The organism is Streptomyces vastus, assembly GCF_039532825.1.
GTDB classification, from domain to species: Bacteria; Actinomycetota; Actinomycetes; order Streptomycetales; family Streptomycetaceae; genus Streptomyces; species Streptomyces vastus.
This window is the reverse complement of sequence record NZ_BAAASJ010000115.1, coordinates 84,445-101,262: the sequence shown is the minus strand read 5'-3', so window position 1 is coordinate 101,262 and position 16,818 is coordinate 84,445. Positions and strand designations below refer to the sequence as shown.

Below are 16,818 nucleotides of genomic sequence, written 5' to 3'. Positions count from 1 at the left end.
TGCGGCAGGTCGCGGTCATTCGTACGCCCCCAAGCGGTCGATGGCGGATTCCACGGCGTTCCACGCGGTCTGCCCGAGACCGCAGATCGAGGCGTCCCGCATGGCGCGGCCGACCTCCCGGAGCAAGGCGATGTCGCCGGCCGCGTCCGGGCCCGTGCGCTCGGCGATGCGGTGCAGAGCCTCCTCCTGGCGTACGGTCCCGACCCGGCACGGCACGCACTGGCCGCACGACTCGTCGCGGAAGAACTCGGCGATACGGAGTAGCAGGCGGGGGAGGGGAACGGTGTCGTCGAAAGCCATCACGACCCCCGAGCCGAGCGTCGTGCCCGCCTCCCTCGTGCCCTCGAAGGTGAGCGGGATGTCCAGCTCGTCGGGGCGTACGAAGCCGCCGGCCGCGCCGCCGAGGAGGACGGCGCGCAATTGTTTACGTACGCCTGCCAAGTCCAGCAGTTCGCCCAGTGTCGCGCCGAACGGGAGCTCGTAGATACCGGGACGGTCCACGCTTCCCGATACGCAGAACAGCTTGGGACCGGTGGATTTCCCGGTGCCGATCGCCGCATACGCCTCGGCCCCTATCGTGAGGATCGGCAGCACGTTGACCAGTGTCTCGACGTTGTTCTCGGCAGTGGGTTTGCCGAACAAACCCTTCTCTACGGGGAAGGGCGGTTTCGAGCGGGGCTCTCCTCTGTAGCCCTCGATGGAGTTGAAAAGGGCGGTCTCCTCACCGCAGATGTAAGCGCCCGCGCCACGGCGGATCTCGATGTCGAAGGCGTAGCCCTGGCCGAGGATGTCGTCGCCGAGCAGGCCACGCGCGCGTGCCTGACCGATGGCGTGCTCCATGCGCTCGAGAGCGCGGGGGTACTCGCCGCGCAGGTACAGGTAGCCCTTGTGCGCGCCGATCGCGTACGCCGCGATCGTCATCGCCTCCACGAGGGAGTACGGGTCGCCCTCCATGATCACGCGGTCCTTGAAGGTGCCCGGCTCGGATTCGTCGGCGTTGCAGACGAGGTAGTGAGGGTGGTCGGGCTGGGAGGCCGTGGCCTGCCATTTGCGGCCGGTGGGGAATGCGGCGCCGCCTCGGCCGACGAGGCCCGCGTCGGTGACCTCGCGGATGACGCCGGCGGGGCCGAGGGTGAAGGCCCGCCGCAGGGCCGTGTAGCCGTTGTGGGCTCGGTAGTCGTCGAGGGAGGCGGGGTCGGCGGCTTCGATGCGGTGGAGGAGGAGCAGTGCCGGGTCACCGGACTGGGGGACGGCTGTCGACGCGGGGGGCTCGTCAGGTGCGGCGCCGGGGGAGGTGGCCGCGAGGACGGTGGACTCGACGGTGGCGGGGGCGGCGACGGCGGTGGCCCTTGGGCCCGCGGCGGAGCCGCTAATGGATGCAGCGCTCCCGCCACCCCTTCCCATACCCGACCCTGGGGCTTCGCCCCTGGACCCCATCGGCCTGGCGGCCTCGTCCTCAAACGCCGGACGGGCTGATTGATGCGGGCCTGCGCTGACAAAGTTCGGCAGCGCAAAATCAGCCCCTCCGGCGTTTGAGGAGCGGGGGCCCGGGGGCAGCGCCCCCGGCGGGGTCTGGGGCGGAGCCCCGGCGGGGCTCTGGGGCGCAGCCCCAGTTTCGGGAAGGGGCGGGGTGGGGAAAGAGCCTGCCGCAGGCGCCCCCGCCCGCACCACCAACGCCGCCGGCGCCCGCTCACACAACCCCAGACACGGACTCCGCTCCACGGAAACCCCGCTCCCGACCCCCAGCCGCGCCTCGACCCCCGCGCACAACTCCGCCGCCCCCGCCCCCACACACGCGAGATCGGTGCACACGTGCAGCACCGTCGCGGGCCGCGGCTTCACCGAGAACATGGCGTAGAACGTGGCCACCCCGTACGCCTCCGCCGGCGGCACAGTCAACCGTCGGCACAGGTAGTCCAGCGCACCCTCGCTGATCCACCCCACGCGATCGTTGATCGCGTGCAACCCCGGCAACAGCAGGTCACGACGATCCCGCGCCGCACGGCCCCCACGTGCCCACCTCAGGTCGGCGTCGGACCGGTCCGCGCCCTCCCACGACGACTCCGGAGGCCCGAGCAGCGCATCGACCGCCGCCCGTTCCTCGTCCGTGGGCTTGCTGTCACCGAAGTGCAGATCCACCAGATCACCTCACCTGAGTCGCAACCGGAAGCTTCTCGATCCGGATCGCCGACGCCTTGAACTCCGCCGTCCCCGCGATCGGGCAGTTCGCCTCGATCGTCAGCTGGTTGGTGTCCACCTCGTCGGGAAAGTGCATGGTCATGAACGCGAGCCCGGGCCGTAGCGCCGGATCGACCCACACCGGCGCCACCACCGCACCGCGTCGGGACGACACCTGGACCTCTTCGCCCACCACGACCCCGTAACGCTCCGCATCCTCCGGACACAGTTCGACGTACTCCCCGCGCCGCAGCGGCGACGCGAAACCGCCGCTCTGCACACCGGTGTTGTACGAGTCGAGCCGCCGCCCGGTGGTCAGACGGATCGGGTACTCCTCGTCCGTCAGATCGACGGGCGGATCGTGCTGGACGAGCCCGAAGGGCGCGAGACGGCCGCGACGGGCCGGATCCGCATCCCACAACCGTCCGTGCAGGTACGTCGGTTCCAGCCGATCCGTGTCCGGGCACGGCCACTGGATGCCCTGGTGCTCCTCCAGGCGCTCGTACGTCATCCCGTAGTGGTCCGGCGACACCGAACGCAGCTCGTTCCATACGGTTTCGGAGTCCGCGTACTTCCACTCGTGGCCGAGCCGGGCGGCCAGCTCGCAGATGATGTCGATGTCCTCGCGGGCCTCACCGGGTGGAGTCACGGCCGCCCGTACGCGCTGAACTCGCCGCTCGCTGTTGGTCGTTGTGCCGTCCGTCTCGGCCCACCCCGCGGTTGCGGGCAGCACCACGTCCGCCAGCTCGGCGGTCTTCGTGAGGAAGATGTCCTGCACGACGAGGAAGTCGAGGGCCTTCAGACGCCGTACCGCCTGCTCGCTGTCGGCCTCGGACTGGGCGGGGTTCTCGCCGATGCAGTAGACGGCCTTGAGCGTGCCCTCCTCCATCGCCTCGAACATCTCCGTCAGGTTCAGCCCGTAGTGCGGCTGGATGACGGTGTCCCAGGCGGACTCGAACTTCAGCCGTGTGTCCGGGTCCAGGATGTCCTGGAAGCCGGGCAGCCGGTTCGGAATCGCCCCCATGTCACCGCCGCCCTGCACGTTGTTCTGGCCGCGCAGGGGCTGCAACCCCGAGCCGTAACGCCCCACATGACCCGTCAGCAGGGACAGGTTGATGAGCGCGCGTACGTTGTCCGTGCCGTTGTGGTGCTCGGTGATGCCGAGGGTCCAGCACAGCTGGGCGCGCTCGGCGCGGGCGTACGCGTGCGCCAACTCCCGTATCGCGGTGGCCGGTACGCCCGTCACCTTCTCGGCGAGCGAGAGCGTCCAGGGCTCGACGAGTTGCCTGTACTCCTCGAAACCGGTGGTCGCCCGCTCGATGAAGGCCTCGTTCGCCAGCCCCGCGTGGATGATCTCGCGGCCGATCGCGTGCGCCATCGGGATGTCCGTACCGACGTTCAGGCCGAGCCAGCTCTCGGCCCACTCGGCCGTGGAGGTACGGCGCGGATCGACGGCGTACATACGGGCGCCGTTCCTGATCCCCTTCAGCACGTGCTGGAAGAAGATCGGGTGCGCGAAACGGGCGTTGGAGCCCCACATCACGATGAGGTCGGTGTGCTCGACCTCCCCGTACGAGGACGTCCCGCCGCCCGAGCCGAACGCGGCCGACAGGCCCGCGACGCTCGGAGCGTGGCAGGTGCGGTTGCAGGAGTCGACGTTGTTGGTGCCCATGACGACGCGCGCGAACTTCTGTGCCACGTAGTTCATTTCGTTGGTCGCGCGGGCGCAGGAGAACATCCCGAACGCACCACGGGCGGCGGAGAGCCCGCGGGCGGCGCGGTCCAGCGCCTCGTCCCAGCCGGCGCGCCGGAAGGGCTCGTCGCGCGAGTCACGGACGAGTGGGTGCGTGAGTCGGGTGTACGTCTTGGGAGTTCGGTCGCGTTTGTTCGTACGGTTCATACGGCTCATGCGGCGGTCCTCAATGCGAGCAGATCCGAGATGGCGTGGACGGTGCGGAGCGTCGGCACCTCGACCCCGGTGATCTCCGCCAACTCGACGACGGCGGCGAGGAGTACGTCGAGCTCGAGCGGTTTGCCGCGCTCCAGGTCCTGAAGGGTCGAGGTGCGGTGATCGCCGACGCGCTCGGCGCCGGCCAGCCGTCGTTCGATGGAGATCCCGACCTCGCAGCCCAGTGCCCGGGCGACCGCGAGCGTCTCGGTCATCATGATCTCGATGACCTTGCGGGTGCCGCCGTGCAGGCACATCTGCCGCATGGTCGCGCGGGCGAGGGCGCTGATCGGGTTGAAGGAGATGTTGCCGAGCAGTTTGAGCCAGACGTCGTTGCGCAGGTCGGGCTCGATCGGGCACTTGAGCCCGCCCGCCCGCATGGCCTCGCTGAACGCGGTGCACCGCGCCGACACCGAGCGGTCGGGCTCGCCTATGGAGAACCGGGTGCCTTCGAGATGGCGTACAACTCCTGGTCCCGCCAGCTCCGTTGCGGCATACACCACGCACCCGACGGCCCGTTCGGGCGCGAGCACCGCACTGACCGCGCCGTCCGGGTCCACGCTCTCCACACGATGGCCGTCGTACGGGCCGCCGTGCCGGTGGAAGTACCACCAGGGGATGCCGTTCTGCGCGGCGACCACCGCCGTCGTGTCATGAAGCAGCGGCTCGATCAGCGGCCCGCACGCCGCGTACGAGTTGGCCTTCAGCCCAAGGAAGACGAAGTCGGCCGGGCCGACCTCGGCCGGGTCGTCGGTGACGTGCGCTCGGGCGGTGAAGTCCCCGCGCGGGCTGAGCACTTGCACTCCGTGCTGCCTCATGGCCGCCAGATGCGGTCCACGGGCGATGAGATGCACGTCGGCGCCCGCGCGATGCAGCGCGGCTCCGACGTAGGCGCCGATCGCACCGGCGCCGAGGACTGCCACTTTCACTGGAGGGTCTCCGTTCGGTCGAGGGATACCGCGGAGGTGACTGTGGTGTCGAAATCTGTCGACCGAATATTGTCTACAGTATGGAGGTTGGGCCAGCAAGGGGTCGCGCAGCAGCTGGGACAGCCTTGTGTGACTTTGAACGCTGTTTGGCGGGGCTCGGAGAACGAGCCGCAGGTCGTAGCCGGGCTTTGATTCGAAGTTGGCGGTTCCGTGGATCGGCAGTTGGCGGGTGGACGCAACCTGGTCACTAGGTATGACGGCTTCGCCCGGCAGCGGTCAGGGGCCCGACCAGCGCAATTCTCATGCAGGCGATCAGGTAGGAGATGGTCGCGACGAGTGGGACGGATGCGCGCGTGAGTTCGTCCGCTTTGGATTCCGTCGTTTACGCCGCGCTTTCGGTCGGTCGGCGCGTGATGCGGCGGCCGGGTTACGGTCGCGGTGTGGTGAGTGAGGTGGATGTGCGGTGGCTGCTGGTGTCGGTGACGACCGCCGGTGCGGCGGCGTCGTTGCGGATGCAGGTGTGGCGGAAGCTGAAGGGGTTGGGGGCGCTGTATCTGCAGCAGTCGGTGTGTCTGCTGCCCGACCGGCCCCCGGTTGCTGCCGTAGTAGCGGAGCTGGGTGAGCGGGTGCGGGCCGACGGCGGGCGGATGCGGGTGATGCACATCGAGGTTGCCGACGAAGACGAGCGGCGTGAGCTCGCCGGGGAGATGACCGCCGCAGTCGACCGCGAGTACGTGGAGGTGCTGGAGCGGCTGCCGTCGTTCTTCGCGGAGTTGAAGATGGAGTCCGGGCGCGGGCGGGCGGGCTTCGCGGAGGTGGAGGAGTCGGAGGCTGACCTGGAGCGGTTTTGCTCGTGGGTGGGGAAGATCGAGGCACGGGACTACTTCGCCGCCCCGCAGGGCGAACTGGTGCGGGCCGAGCTGGCGCGGGCCGGTGAGGCGCTGGCCGCGTTCGAGACGGCGGCGCTGGCCGGTGAGGACGCGGACGGCCCGAACCCGTCCTCGTAGCACGGCATCGAATGTGCCGCTCAGAGCCCGGCCAGAAACAGCAGTCCGGAGATGACCAGTCCGGCCTCGACGAGACGGACGAACAACTGGTCGCTGATCCGCGTGACGAGGCGTTTGCCGGCCCAGGCGCCGGCCAGGGTGGCGGGCGTGAGCGCCGCGCCGAGCAGCAGGACCCGTACGGAGAGCAGGTCGCCCGTGCAGTACGCGGCGGTCTTGGTGAGGTGCAGGGTCAGGGCGCCGGCGGCCTCGGTACCGATGTAGGCGCCACCAGTGAGCCCCTTGGCGAGGAAGAACGGGGCGGTCATCGCGCCGACCGAGCCGAGCAGGGGGAGCCCAGGCCGGAGGCGGCCCCGATGGCGGTGAACGTGGTGTCGGACGGCGGTGTGGGGTGCGGGTTGCGGCGCCGCCAGATGACGACCGCGATGAGGAAGGCGCCGAGCAGTCGCTTCAGCGGCGCGAGGGGCGCGTGCGCGAGGAGCAGCGCCCCGCCGACGGCCAGCGGGACCGCACCCAGGGCGAAGCGGCCGATCAGCGGCCACTGCAGGTCCCGGCGGTTGAGCACGGTGCGGCTGGCGTTGGTGGCGATCTGCCCGAGGATGAGGACCAGAATCGCCACGCGCAGCCCGAACAGGGCGGTGAACACGGGCAGGAGCAGCACACCGCCGCCGAACCCGGCCACCGCCGAGACCAGGGCGAGGGCGAAGGCGGCGGCCGAGGCGACGAGGAGGGTGAGGACCACGCGCGGCTACTGCTGGGAAGCGGCGGCTGGGAGGCCGACGAGGCGGCGGACGACACCCAGTCCGTCGTCGGTTCCCGGCCAGTGCCGGGTGAGAGCGTCAGCTCCGGCCTGGCGGATGACGGAGCGCAGCACGAGGGCAATGGCCAGGGCGTCGTCGGCGTAGCCGAGGACCGGGATGAAGTCGGGCACCAGGTCGATGGGCAGCGCCAGGTAGCCGGCCAGCACCCACAGCAACGCGCGGGTGCGGCGGGGCAGTTCACGGTCACGCGCGAGGCGGGAGACCAGGCGCAGCAGGTCGGGCAGGAGGCGGACGGCCTCGGTGAGCAGATTGCCCTTGGGCCGGGCGAGAGCGAGGGCGGCCAGCAGGATCAGCCAGCACGCCAGCAGGCCGACGGCGATGCCGATCAGGATCTGCCACACGTCGTTCATCGCTCACTCCGGCGGTCGCTGTCCGAGCGGGCACGACGCCCACCTCCAGGCGCCATGTTACGGGTGTAACATCCCCAGTGGCTGCGGGGCCGCTCCCCCGTAGGTCCCGCAGCCGCCCTCCTACGCCGCATTCGAGGCTCCTGCACGGCACGGCGCGGACGATTCGGCGTGACCTTGCTGGGACTTCCTGACGGCCGGCATTGGCCCCTGTTCGTCCGCCTTTGATCGCGCTGGTCAGCGTGTTGTCGTTGCTGCCCGTGCTGATCGAGACGAGCCGTTCGCGGCACGCTGCGGCGCGCTGAACCCGTGTGCCGGTGGGGCGGGTTGGAGGCGGACGCGGGCGTCCAGTCCGCCGCCGGGGGCCGGGTGGAGGGTGATCTCTCCGCCGGAGGCGCGGACCAGGTGGCGGACGATGGGCAGGCCGAGGCCGGTGCCGTCGTGGTGGGAGTCCGAGGCGCGCCAGAACCGGTCGAAGGCCCGTTCCCGGTCCGCCCACGGCATGCCGGGGCCCTGGTCGATGACGTGGAGTGCGGCGCCGGGGGCGCGGTTGAGGGTGAGTGTGGTGCCGGGCGGGGAGACGCGGAGCGCGTTGGCGATCAGGTTGTCGATGACCTGCTCCAGGGCGCCGGGGATCGCCCATACCCGGCCCGTCGTCGTTCCGGTGACGGCAAGGGTGACGTGCTGTTCGGCGGCGAGCGACTCCCACATCGCGGCGCGGTCGGCCAGGACGGCGTCGAGGTCGGCGGGCTCCGGTGTGGTGGCCGAGTTCTCCAGGCGGGCCAGGGCGAGCAGTCCGTGCACCATGCGGCCCAGCCGCTCGACTTCGCCGACGGCCTCTTCCAGGCTGTCATGGGCACGCGGGTCGAGGTAGGGCTCGAAGTTCTCCAGCCGCAGACGCAGCGCGGTCAGTGGCGTCTTGAGCTGGTGGGAGGCTTCGCCGGCGAACGCCTGCTGAGCGTCCAGCAGTTGTTGCAGGCGGCTGGCGGTGTGCGTGAATGAGGCGGCCAGCTCGCGCAGTTCGGGCGGGCCGGTGGTGGCGTCGGGCGGGTTGGTCAGGTGGCCGTCGGCGAGCTGGGTGGTGGCGCGGTGCAGGGTGCGCAGCGGGCGGGTGATCCAGCGGGCCAGAGTGAAGGCGACCAGCGCGACCGCGGCCAGAACGGAGGCTCCGGCCAGGGCCAGGGCGAGCCAGATCCGCTGCACCCGCTCGGTGACCATCGTCATCGGATACGTCAGCCGCAGCGCACCGCGGATCGTGGTGCCGGAGGAGCCCGGCTGGGTGGCATACAGGACCTCGCCGCCGTCGGCGCCGGTGCGGGTGCCGGTGGCCGGACGGTTACGCAGGGCGGTGGCGATGTCCGGCTCGGCGGACAGGTTCGTGCCCGAGCGCACGGCGGCTCCGGAGGCGGCCAGCACGATCCCAGCGCGGTCGACCACGACGACCTGGCCACGGGTGCGGGCGGTGTAGTCGCCGATCAGCCTGGGCAGTTCCGCGAGGTTGCCCTCTTCGATGGTCTCCTCGGTGACCTCGGCGAGCATCGTCGCGTCGCGCTCGACGGTCTGGGAGAAGCGGGAGGTCTCGCCGCGGGCGTAGAGATAGCCGAGTGGGATCTCCAGGCCGGCCAGCACAAGCAGGGCCAGGCCGAGATAGCTGTACAGCAGGCGCCGGGTCATCGGGCGGCCTCGGGCGGTGAATCCCCGGGCACCGTCAGGCGGAAGCCGACACCGCGCGCGGTCGTGATCCAGGCCGGGTCGCCGAGCTTGCGGCGCAGCGCGGCGACGTGGGCGTCGAGGGTTTTGGTGGGGCCGAAGAAATGCGGATCCCACACCGCGTCCATGATCTGCTGGCGGGAGTGCACAGCGCCGGGATCCTGGGCGAGAAAGACAAGCAGGTCGAACTCCCTCGGGGACAGAGCGACGTCGCGGCCGTCGAGGCGGACCTGGCGGGTGCGCCGATCGAGGTGCAGCGGGCCGAGCTGCTGCGGCGCGGACGCCGCCACAGGCGCGCTGGGCATCGCGTCCGGTCCCGGCGGGACGGCGGGCAGAGCGCCGGTGCGGCGGGTGACGGCGCGGATGCGGGCCACCAACTCCCGTACGCCAAAGGGCTTGGCCATGTAGTCGTCCGCGCCGAGTTCCAGGCCCGCCACCCGGTCGGCCTCCTCACCCCGGGCGGTGATCATGATGATCGGGATGGGCGAGCGGGCCCGCAGGCTGCGGCACACGTCCAGGCCGTCCATGTCCGGCAGCCCGAGGTCGAGCAGGACCAGATCGGGCGCGGCGGCGGCATCGGCCAGTCCGGCGGCGCCGGTGCGCACCCGGTCCACGGTGTAGCCGTAGCGGCCCAGCCCTTCGGTGAGTGGCCCGGCGATCCGGTCGTCGTCTTCGATCAACAGCAGCCGCATGGCGACAGGCTCGCACAGCTGTGCCACGGGAGTTGGGGTGTTCACGAGAACCCGCCTGGGACCTGGGGAATCGGATGATGCGTCACGACTGCGACAGCAACGCAGGGTGAGCCGCCCGGCCGGTCGAGCGGGAGCGAGGGACCAGCCGGGCGGCAGTAGCGGGGCAGCGACAGCGCCGGACGCCGAGGGGAGTCAGTCGTCGTCGGCGCGGTCGCCGTCCTCGCGTCCGCCGTCCTCCCCATGCTCGTCGTCGCCCTGTTCGCCGGTACTGGGAAGGAGGCCGGTCGGGCTCGGCGCGACAGACGCACCGTCTCCGCCGGCTCCACCAGCGGCAGGGGGCGAGACGGAGGCCGTGGCATCCGGAGGAAGAGACGACTCGGGGGGCGACTTCGGCGCGGACACCGGTGCGGTACCGCCGGAGCCGCTGGGCACCGAATCGGAGGAGACCGTGTCACTCACCATCGACAGGGCCACACCGAAGCCACTCATGACCACCAGTGCGGCGGCGACCACCAGGGCCGGCCTGCGCCAGGCGGCCACCTGCTGCCACCGGCCCGCCGGGCGCGAGCGGTCTCCGTCCGCGCGCCGCTGCCCCACGTCCGCGCTCTCCGACTCCTCAGCGGCACCCACAGCCGACGCGAAGCCGGGCGGCAGTTCGCCCGCCGACCAGGACTGCGCCGGCGCGGGCGAGGGGTGGTCGGGGTAGTCGAAAGAGTCCTCCGCGTAGCGGTCTCCGTAGCCGCCATCCGCCGAGTCGAAGGTATCGGCGGCGAGCACCGCCGTTGCATCCGGGTCCGGCTGCTGGGCCGGTGCGGGGTGTGCGGGGCCGGTGAGCATGGCGCTCCTCTATCCGGGCCGGCCAGGCATCAACTGCCGGCTTCTTCGGCCTCCTCGTCCTTGGTCTTGACGACCTTGTACGTCGCGGGGTCGAGGTAGACCTCGACCTCACTGCCGTCCGCCTTCTTGATCTCCACGGCGTACATGCCGGGGTTCTCCGCGTCCTCCTCGGACTTGACCACCGTGCCCGGGTAGGCCGCCAGCGCCGCCGCCTCGGCCTTCTGCTTCGCCTCGCCGGTCAGTGGCGTCTCCACCGCATCGCCGCCTTCCGCCTCCTCATTCGCGGCGCCGTCCTGGGTGGGAGCGGCAGCCTGCGTATCGCTCGCGCCAGCTGCGGAATCACCAGAGTCGGAACCGCCGCCACAGGCGACCAGGGCGAACATCAGAATGGCGGCGGGAACGGCGGCCAGGGCACGACGGGGCATTGCACGCATCAGGTGTCTCCAGAGCGGTAGGGGTGCTGAGTGAGTCCGGGAGCCGGACTTCCGGGGGAACGTCAACGACCCTAGAAACACGCCTTCTAGAGCAAGCCCAGAGAAGTGACAGCAGCAGACCAGCAAGCGACCAATCTTTCGCCACCGCCGCTGTCATCGGGGCCGCCGCTGGGATGGCTGACCCCTTGCTCGCCAACTGCGGATCAAATCCGCCAACCACCGATCAACGTCGCACGTGCTGTGACTTTGATCGATAGTTGGCGGGTGCCGCAGCCGAACCTGCTCGTCGCGTGGCGTCTTTGATCTCTGGTTGGCGGGTTCTTTGATTGATGGTTCGCGGCTCAGAGACCCCGGTCAGTCACTCAACGTGAGGAGGGTCTCCGCCCACCGACGTGGATCAGAAGTGCGTTGCGATGCCGAAGGCCCGGCGGAGTTGTGCCATGTCGTGACGATCGCGTTCCGATGGCTCGTAGCCCTGGTGGAAGCAGACCTGCTGTTCGGCGGACAAGCACGGGACTGATGTCCCGTGGATGGTACCCGTCACGAAGCATGAGGATGATCCGGGCGGCCAGCCGTTCCAGCGTGCGCTCGCTCATGCAGGAGAGGCCCAGCATGGCGGCCTCCGCCCGTCCCAGGGCGGCGAGTTCGCTGGCCTTGGCCCGGCGCGCCTGACTTCGGCTGGACCGCCTACACCCCGCTCAGCAGGGAGGAGCGCACCCCTCAGGTGGGCGGTGACTTGCTGGCGTGCCTGCTCGCCCGCTGACAGTTGGATCCGTACACGCGGAAACCCGCCGACGGTCCCTGGCTCCCGCCCATCCCTATGGACCGCCGAGGCCGGCGGTCCATAGGAGGCGTCAGTCGTCGGACGCGTGTCGCCGGAGCCGCGCTTGGGTCCCCGCCCGTTGCCGGGTGAGCGGGGCGCAGGGGTCGCCTGATGAAGCCAAGCGGGCTCCGGCAGGCCTCTAGGCAGCCGGCATGCCGCGGTTTCGGCCAGTTGACCGACGTGAGTCGGCTTGGCGGGCGGCGGCGCTGGCTGCCAGCCCCAGCAGCAGAGCGACGCCACCCACGATGACGTTGCTGACGATGGACCTCGTAGAGGTGACGTCACCTGCCACGACCCAGGGGGCGACGATGGTCCACACGCCCAGGGCGCAGGCCGCCCACGCCATGCTGTGCGTCCGCTCGTAGGCACGTCCGAAACCACCGCTCATCAGAACCGCATAGGCGATGCCGACGATCAGGTTGGTGACGGCCAGTGTCGTGAGGCCGTTGAACCCCGCGATCCACGGCGACGCCGCCAGGTACAGGCCCGTGAGGAGAGCCATCGTCTCCACGGTCTGCGCCTGGGGGGTGGTCGCCGCGCGCTCGGCCATCTCGTGGCGCGTGCGCATGTCGAGGATGTCGGGATGGGTTTCCATGGATGATCGAGGAGAGGTTGTCATTCCTGTCACCTCCGAGGTTGCGTGATCTCCGGATGCGCATCAACGAGTACCCACATTCCAGCTCCCTCCATCGAGGGCCAAAAGGCGCTGACGTGCCAATACAGCGGTAACTCACCGTGGCCGTCCGTACCACTGAGGCGAGCCGCGCGTTTGCTCCTGTGTCTCTTCTGCCAATTGCTGCCCGGATGCTCTCCCCTGCACGGCGACCTGGCCGGCTAGCCCACGGGCCTGCTCGCCGGTGGCTTCGGCGGCCCCGGTGGCGGTCTCGGGCGGTCGGCAGACCGGCGCCGAAGGCGATCAGAGCGGCGGCCAGCGGGTTGGACAGACGCAGCCTCGAGGCAGAGGTTGACTGACTCAGCCGGGGCACTCGGTGAACGTCGACAGCTTCGAGACCCTGAGAGAAATCATGAACGTGACAGCACGAGGTACCGGCGACGGTCAGACCCGGCAGAGAAGACTGGACATCTATCTCAATGACTACCTTGCCGGGGCGACGGCCGGTGTTGAGCTGGCCCGGAGCATGGCCCAGGAGCACGGAGATTCGCCATACGGCGACGACCTGAAGAACCTGCGGCGGAGATCTCGCAGGACCGGCAGGCCCTGCTGCGACTCCTGGCAGACCTCGACGTTCCCGTAAAGCACTACAAGGTCTACGGGGCATGGCTTGGCGAGAAGACCGGGCGTGTGAAGCCCAACGGGCGCCTGCCGCGTCGCTCGGCCTCACCGTGCTGATTGAACTCGAAGCACTGCGGCTGGGGACGCAGGGCAAGGCGTTGCTCTGGCGCGCCCTGCTCTCCGTATCGGCACAGGACTCACGCCTGGACTCCGACCGCCTGGAGCAACTGCTGCAAAGGGCGGGGCAGCAGAGCGAGAGGTTGGATTCCCTGCACGGCAGAGCCGCAACGGAGCTGCTGTCCCCCACCCCACTGCTGGCAGCGACATCACAAGCCACCACCGGGAAGGACGCACCCTCGTAATCACTCCTGACACGGTATGCCGCCCGTCGGCCCCCGACGACCGTTCGTCGCGCCCGGGATACCGTTCATCGCATACCGTCGGCCTGTTCGGGCCGGCCGACTTCCCAACTGGGCGCCAAATTCCTATCGTTCGGGATCATGAGTCCCCCCATAGCCCCACCCGGCTGGAGTCGCTGGCTGGTTCCGCCGGCCGCCCTTTCCGTCCATCTCTCCATCGGTCAGGCTTACGCCTGGTCCGTGTTCAAGCCGCCCCTGGAGTCCGCGCTCGACCTCAGCGGTACGCAGAGCGCGCTGCCGTTCCAACTGGGCATCGTGATGCTCGGATTGTCCGCGGCGTTCGGCGGCACGCTCGTCGAGCGGAACGGGCCGCGCTGGGCGATGACCGTGGCCCTGTGCTGCTTCTCGTCCGGCTTCCTGCTGTCGGCGCTGGGGGCCGCCACCGAGCAGTACTGGCTGATCGTCTTCGGCTATGGCTTCGTCGGCGGGATCGGTCTCGGCATCGGGTACATCTCGCCCGTCTCGACGCTCATCAAGTGGTTCCCGGACAGGCCCGGCATGGCCACCGGCATCGCCATCATGGGCTTCGGCGGCGGTGCGCTGATCGCCTCGCCCTGGTCCGCGCAGATGCTGGAGTCGTTCGGCTCCGACAGCTCCGGTATCGCGCTCGCCTTCCTCGTACACGGGCTGACGTACGCCGTCTTCATGCTGCTCGGCGTCCTCCTGGTGCGCGTGCCGCGCACAGAGAAGCCGGTGGCCTCCGGGCCGAGTGCCTACGAGGGCGTGCAGGTGTCGGCGCGCAACGCCGTGCGCACGCCGCAGTTCTGGTGCCTGTGGATCATCCTCTGCATGAACGTCACCGCGGGCATCGGCATCCTCGAGAAGGCCGCCCCGATGATCACGGACTTCTTCGCGGACACCTCGACGCCGGTCTCGGCATCGGCGGCAGCCGGCTTCGTCGCGCTGCTCTCGGCGGCCAACATGGCGGGCCGTATCGTCTGGTCGTCGACGTCCGACCTGGTCGGGCGCAAGAACATCTACCGCCTGTATCTGGGCGCGGGCGCCCTGATGTACGCGCTGATCGCGTGGGTGGGGGACTCTTCGAAGCCGCTGTTCATCGTCTGCGCGCTGGTGATCCTCTCCTTCTACGGAGGCGGCTTCGCGACCATCCCCGCCTACCTCAAGGACCTCTTCGGCACCTACCAGGTCGGCGCGATCCACGGCCGGCTGCTCACAGCCTGGTCGACCGCCGGAGTCCTCGGACCGCTGATCGTCAACTGGATCGCCGACCGGCAGGAAGAGGCGGGCAAGTCCGGTGAGGCGCTGTACGGCCTGTCGCTGATCATCATGATCGGGCTGCTGGCCGTCGGCTTCGTCGCCAACGAACTCGTACGCCCCGTCCACGCCCGCCACCACATCCCCGCCCCGAAGGAGGCCGCCGATGTCCACGAGCGACAGCAGTCCGCCTAGCACACCGGCCTCCAGTCCGCCCGGCCGCCGGGGACTGATCGCCTTCTCCTGGCTGTGGGTGGGGGCGCCGCTCGCCTACGGTCTGTACGAACTGGTGCGGAAGGCGACGCAGCTGTTCACCGGGTAAGTGCTCGGGTGTCCGAGCGTTCAACAAAAGCCGACAAGGCTGACGCCGCTTTCCTGTGGCTTCACCTGTCCTCGTACCCGTGAGTACCCGAACAGACTGGTGGGTCCTACACCCAGGCAACGAGGGGGACCGCCCATGATCGGCTCACGCATCGCCGCCGTCGGCCACTATCAGCCCGCCAAGGTACTCACCAACGAGGACCTGGCGGGTCTGGTCGACACCAGCGACGAGTGGATCAGGAGCCGGGTGGGCATCCGCACACGGCACATCGCCGGACCTGACGAACCGGTCGACGAGCTGGCCGCGCACGCCGCCGCCAAGGCCCTCGCGGCGGCGGGACTCGCACCCGACGACATCGATCTGGTCCTGGTGGCGACCTCCACCGCGGTCGACCGCTCGCCGAACATGGCCGCGCGGGTCGCCGCCCGGATCGGCATCCCGTCCCCGGCCGTGATGGACCTCAATGTCGTGTGTGCGGGCTTCACGCATGCGCTGGCCACCGCCGACCACGCCGTACGCGCCGGGGGCGCGAGCCGGGTGCTCGTCATCGGCGCCGACAAGATGTCCGACGTAGCGGACTGGACGGACCGTACGACCTGCGTGCTCGTCGGGGACGGGGCGGGGGCCGCGGTCGTCGAGGCCTCGGAGGAGGCCGGTATCGGGCCGGTTCTGTGGGGTTCCGTGCCCGAGATGGGGCACGCGGTACGGATCGAGGGCACGCCTTCGCGGTTCGCGCAGGAGGGGCAGAGCGTCTACCGGTGGGCCACCACCCAGCTCCCGCCCATCGCGCGCAAGGCTTGCGAGCGGGCCGGCCTGGACCCCGAGGACCTCGCCGCGGTCGTCCTGCACCAGGCGAACCTGCGCATCATCGAGCCGCTCGCCGAGAAGATCGGCGCCGTGAACGCCGTCGTCGCGCGCGATGTCGCCGAGTCCGGCAACACGTCCGCCGCGAGCATCCCGCTCGCCTTCTCGAAGCTTGTCGAACACGGGGAGATCTCCACCGGCGACTCGGTGCTGCTCTTCGGCTTCGGCGGCAACCTGTCGTACGCGGGACAGGTGGTCCGCTGCCCATGACGTGCGAGTTCGCGGTGGTGTGACGCGTCCAACTCCCCCTCGCCCTGGTCGTTGTGCGCCGTAGACTGTAGACGAAAGACAATTGATACTGGCCGCACCGGCTTTCCGGCTGCCACGCTGCCGTTGCCCAGGAGGGGGACCGCGATGTTGTCGACAGGACTGCCGCAGGGGGCGGTGCCCAAGCTCGAACGGCCGGGGCCGCTCAGGGACCGTGTTTACGAGGCGCTCCTCGAACTCATCACGACGCGCGCCCTGCAGCCCGGCCAGCACCTGGTCGAGAGCGAGCTCGCCGGGCATCTCGGGGTCTCCCGGCAGCCGGTGCGCGAGGCCCTGCAGCGCCTGAACACCGAGGGCTGGGTCGATCTGCGGCCCGCGCAGGGCGCGTTCGTGCACGAGCCGACGGAGGAGGAGGCGGACCAGCTCCTCACGGTCCGTACGCTCCTCGAGGCCGAGGCGGCCCGGCTCGCCGCGGCCGCTGCGGGCAGTGCCGGCATCAGCGCCCTTGAGGAGCTGTGCGCAGAGGGCGAGCGGGCGGTGGACGCCGACGACGTGGACGGCGCGGTCGCGATGAACGCCCGCTTCCACGCGAAGGTCATGGAGCTGGCGGGCAACGCGGTCCTCGCGGAGCTGGCGGCGCAGGTCGACCGCCGGGTCCGCTGGTACTACACGCCGGTCGCCCGCCGGCGCGGCCACCAGTCCTGGATCGAACACCGCGAACTCATCGCGGCGATCTCGGCCCGCGACGAACAGCGCGCGACGGAGGTCATGCGCGCTCACACGGAGCACACGCGTAGGACGTATCACGCGCGGCAGCGGGCGTAGCGCCCCCCC

Annotated in this window: 18 protein-coding genes and 1 pseudogene; 7 read left to right on the top strand and 12 right to left on the bottom strand. The window is 70.0% G+C overall.

What is annotated here, in order from left to right:
• Positions 1–15: 15 nt before the first annotated feature.
• From ABD357_RS36725 to ABD357_RS36715, 3 genes are read right to left on the bottom strand one after another with little or no spacing between them, the layout of a single operon-like run.
• Entirely contained in the window at positions 16–2,139 is a 2,124-nt protein-coding gene (locus ABD357_RS36725; protein WP_344395621.1) for an NAD(P)H-dependent oxidoreductase subunit E, read from the bottom strand.
• 4 nt (positions 2,140–2,143) lie between these two features.
• Positions 2,144–4,087 carry a molybdopterin oxidoreductase family protein gene (locus ABD357_RS36720; protein ID WP_344395620.1) on the bottom strand — a complete coding sequence of 648 codons (1,944 nt, stop codon included), beginning with the start codon at positions 4,085–4,087 and terminating at the stop codon, positions 2,144–2,146.
• Positions 4,084–5,055, bottom strand: a complete 972-nt coding sequence (locus ABD357_RS36715) for a 2-dehydropantoate 2-reductase (RefSeq protein WP_344395619.1) — start codon at positions 5,053–5,055, stop codon at positions 4,084–4,086. The genes ABD357_RS36720 and ABD357_RS36715 overlap by 4 nt, the downstream gene beginning before the upstream one ends.
• Before the next feature lie 440 nt (positions 5,056–5,495).
• On the opposite strand from ABD357_RS36715, the gene ABD357_RS36710 reads away from it, so the two are divergent.
• Positions 5,496–6,062: a Chromate resistance protein ChrB gene (locus ABD357_RS36710; protein WP_344395616.1), complete on the top strand. Its 567-nt coding sequence runs from the start codon at positions 5,496–5,498 to the stop codon at positions 6,060–6,062.
• A gap of 20 nt (positions 6,063–6,082) precedes the next feature.
• Here the strand turns inward: ABD357_RS36710 and ABD357_RS36705 are convergent, their stop codons facing one another.
• From ABD357_RS36705 to ABD357_RS36665, 9 genes and pseudogenes are all read right to left on the bottom strand, one after another.
• The gene (locus tag ABD357_RS36705; protein ID WP_344395615.1) at positions 6,083–6,367 is read right to left on the bottom strand and encodes a hypothetical protein; all 285 of its coding nucleotides are present in this window, start codon (positions 6,365–6,367) and stop codon (positions 6,083–6,085) included.
• Positions 6,364–6,801 carry a sulfite exporter TauE/SafE family protein gene (locus ABD357_RS36700; protein ID WP_344395614.1) on the bottom strand — a complete coding sequence of 146 codons (438 nt, stop codon included), beginning with the start codon at positions 6,799–6,801 and terminating at the stop codon, positions 6,364–6,366. Before ABD357_RS36700 ends, ABD357_RS36705 begins: the two co-directional genes overlap by 4 nt.
• Positions 6,802–6,807: 6 nt before the next feature.
• Positions 6,808–7,230, bottom strand: a complete 423-nt coding sequence (locus ABD357_RS36695; protein WP_344395613.1) for a YkvA family protein — start codon at positions 7,228–7,230, stop codon at positions 6,808–6,810.
• Between the two features lie 234 nt (positions 7,231–7,464).
• Positions 7,465–8,901, bottom strand: coding sequence for a sensor histidine kinase (locus tag ABD357_RS36690; protein ID WP_344395612.1), 1,437 nt, complete (start codon positions 8,899–8,901; stop codon positions 7,465–7,467).
• The gene (locus ABD357_RS36685) at positions 8,898–9,629 is read right to left on the bottom strand and encodes a response regulator transcription factor (RefSeq protein WP_344395611.1); all 732 of its coding nucleotides are present in this window, start codon (positions 9,627–9,629) and stop codon (positions 8,898–8,900) included. Before ABD357_RS36685 ends, ABD357_RS36690 begins: the two co-directional genes overlap by 4 nt.
• A gap of 192 nt (positions 9,630–9,821) precedes the next feature.
• A complete protein-coding gene (locus ABD357_RS36680) occupies positions 9,822–10,466 on the bottom strand; it encodes a hypothetical protein (protein ID WP_344395609.1) in 645 nt (214 codons plus the stop codon).
• Positions 10,467–10,495: 29 nt separating this feature from the next.
• Positions 10,496–10,900 (bottom strand): PepSY domain-containing protein, encoded by a 405-nt coding sequence (locus ABD357_RS36675; protein ID WP_344395607.1) that lies wholly within the window; start codon positions 10,898–10,900, stop codon positions 10,496–10,498.
• Positions 10,901–11,297: 397 nt separating this feature from the next.
• Positions 11,298–11,465: pseudogene (locus ABD357_RS36670) on the bottom strand (nucleotidyltransferase domain-containing protein); the annotation flags it as partial.
• Between the two features lie 397 nt (positions 11,466–11,862).
• Positions 11,863–12,342, bottom strand: a complete 480-nt coding sequence (locus ABD357_RS36665; protein WP_344395606.1) for an SPW repeat protein — start codon at positions 12,340–12,342, stop codon at positions 11,863–11,865.
• A 370-nt stretch (positions 12,343–12,712) separates the two neighbouring features.
• Between ABD357_RS36665 and ABD357_RS36660 the strand changes: the two genes are divergently transcribed.
• From ABD357_RS36660 to ABD357_RS36635, 6 genes are all read left to right on the top strand, one after another.
• On the top strand, positions 12,713–12,979 hold the full coding sequence (locus ABD357_RS36660) for a hypothetical protein (protein WP_344395604.1): 267 nt from the start codon (positions 12,713–12,715) through the stop codon (positions 12,977–12,979).
• A gap of 22 nt (positions 12,980–13,001) precedes the next feature.
• Positions 13,002–13,319: a hypothetical protein gene (locus ABD357_RS36655; protein ID WP_344395603.1), complete on the top strand. Its 318-nt coding sequence runs from the start codon at positions 13,002–13,004 to the stop codon at positions 13,317–13,319.
• A gap of 138 nt (positions 13,320–13,457) precedes the next feature.
• Entirely contained in the window at positions 13,458–14,786 is a 1,329-nt protein-coding gene (locus ABD357_RS36650; protein WP_344395602.1) for an OFA family MFS transporter, read from the top strand.
• A complete protein-coding gene (locus ABD357_RS36645) occupies positions 14,758–14,913 on the top strand; it encodes an MFS transporter small subunit (RefSeq protein ID WP_344395601.1) in 156 nt (51 codons plus the stop codon). The genes ABD357_RS36650 and ABD357_RS36645 overlap by 29 nt, the downstream gene beginning before the upstream one ends.
• A 135-nt stretch (positions 14,914–15,048) precedes the next feature.
• Entirely contained in the window at positions 15,049–15,987 is a 939-nt protein-coding gene (locus tag ABD357_RS36640) for a beta-ketoacyl-ACP synthase III (protein WP_344395600.1), read from the top strand.
• A gap of 144 nt (positions 15,988–16,131) precedes the next feature.
• Positions 16,132–16,809, top strand: coding sequence for a GntR family transcriptional regulator (locus tag ABD357_RS36635; protein WP_344395599.1), 678 nt, complete (start codon positions 16,132–16,134; stop codon positions 16,807–16,809).
• Positions 16,810–16,818 lie beyond the last annotated feature (9 nt).